This window comes from Acidisphaera rubrifaciens HS-AP3 (assembly GCF_000964365.1).
Classification (GTDB): Bacteria; Pseudomonadota; Alphaproteobacteria; order Acetobacterales; family Acetobacteraceae; genus Acidisphaera; species Acidisphaera rubrifaciens.
This window is the reverse complement of record NZ_BANB01000007.1, coordinates 1-1,894: the sequence shown is the minus strand read 5'-3', so window position 1 is coordinate 1,894 and position 1,894 is coordinate 1. Positions and strand designations below refer to the sequence as shown.

2 protein-coding genes are annotated in these 1,894 nt (G+C 75.1%); both read right to left on the bottom strand.

Annotated elements, in window-relative coordinates; translation table 11 throughout:
• Positions 1–947: ATP-binding cassette domain-containing protein (locus B8460_RS00185; protein WP_048859552.1), on the bottom strand; the 947-nt coding region annotated here is incomplete at its 3' end.
• 14 nt (positions 948–961) lie between these two features.
• A partial coding sequence (locus B8460_RS00180; protein ID WP_084623035.1) for an ABC transporter permease occupies positions 962–1,894 on the bottom strand: 933 nt, incomplete at its 5' end.

The following is a 1,894-nucleotide window of genomic DNA, read 5'->3' as shown; positions in this document are numbered from 1 at the left end:
AGGAAGGCGCGCTGCCCCTGTCCCTCGACGCCGGCCAGCCCGACGATCTCGCCCGCCCGGGCCGCGAGGCGCACGTCGCGGAAGCCGGCGCCGCCGAGGCCGTCCACCGTCAGCACCGCTTCCCCCGCCGCTGCCCCCGCCGCTGCCCCTGCGGCTGCCCCTGGCGGTTTCGGCGGAAACATCTGCGCCATCGGTCGCCCGGCGATCAGCGTCACGATCTCGTCCTGCGTGATCGCGCCGGCCGGGCGCGTGTCCACGCGCGCCCCGTCGCGCAGCACGGTCACGCGGTCGGCGATCTGCGCGACCTCGTGCAGCCGGTGCGACACATAGACGATCGCCACCCCCTCGGCCCGCAGCGCGCGCACCAGCGCGAACAGCTGCGCCACGTCCGCCTGCTGGAACGGCTCGGTCGGCTCGTCGAGGAACAGCACGCGCGGCGCCGTCGCCAGCGCCAGCGCGATCTCCACCACGTGGCGCTGCGCGATCGACAGCTCCGCGACGCGCCGCCCGGTCGGCGGGCGCAGATGCGGCAGCGCCACGCGCGCGATCAGCGCCGCCGCCGCCGCCGCGTCGCGCGCCAGACGTGGCGCCGCCAGCGCCATGTTCTCCAGCACCGTCAGATCGGGGGCGAGGGCAGGGTGCTGGAACGCGACCGCCACGCCGTGCGCGCGCATCGCCGCCGGCGTCGGCGCGCGGATCGGCGTGTCGCCGCAGATCAGTTCGCCCCGGTCCGGCGCCAGCACGCCCGCCGCGATGGCGATCAACGTCGATTTGCCGGCGCCGTTCTCGCCCACGATGGCGTGGACCTCGCCCGGCAGGATGTCGAGGTCGATCGGCCGCAGCGCCATCACCGGCCCGAACGACCGGCAGATGCCGCGCAGCCGCAGCGCCGGCGCCGCCCCGGCCTCCCGCGCGGCCTCTGGCACCGCGTCCCGTTGCGCGTCCATTTGGGCGAGCCTGCTCAACGTCGCCACTGCGTCAGCGTCGGCAGCCCGACGCCCGCGATCACGATCGCCGCCTCCACGATGTCCTGCATCGACCGCTCGAAACCGAGCGAGAGCACAAGCTGCCCCAGATACGTCAGGAACACCGCGCCGATCACCGTGGCCGGCACGCTCGCCCGCGCGCCGCCGCCGATCGCGTTGCCGCCGACCACCACCGCCGCCACGCTCGCCAGGATGTAGCTGTTGCCGGCCATCAGGCTGGGGATATTGAGGAACCCGGCCAGCATCACGCCCGCCGTCGCATAGCACAGTCCGGCGAGCGCATAGGTCATCAGCCGGTAGCGCGCGACGGGGATCGCGATCGCGCGCGCCGCCGCCGCGTTCATCCCCACCGCGACGAAGCGCCGCCCCGCCGGCATGCGGTCGATCACCAGCGTCGCCACCGCCGCGAACAGCAGCAGCAGCCACACCGTGTTCGGGATGCCGAGGCTGCGCGCCAGCGCGATGCGGCCCAGGCCCGCCGGCACCGCGCGCGGCGTGCCGCCGGAGATCAGCAGGGTGATACCCAGCAGCACCGCGTTCATCCCGATCGTGGTGACCAGCGCCGGCACCCGCAGCCACGCCACCAGCGCGCCGTTGACCAGCCCGCCCGCGACGCCCGCCGCGAGCGCGAGCAGCACGTACAGTGCCGTCGCCGCCGCCCCGCTGCCGGTCGGCGGCAGCGCGGTGACCAGCACCGCCGCCAGCGAGATCGCGCCCGCGACCGACAGATCGAGCCCGCGTTGCTGGATCACCAGATGCTGCCCGATCGCGGCGACGCCCAGGATCGCCATGAACGGCACGATCGCCAGCAGCCCCGCCGCCGTGACCGATCCGGGGGCGAGGATACGGCCGAGGCCGAACAGCACCGCCGTCGCGACCAGCGCCCGCACCTCCTGCGCGGCGCCCAG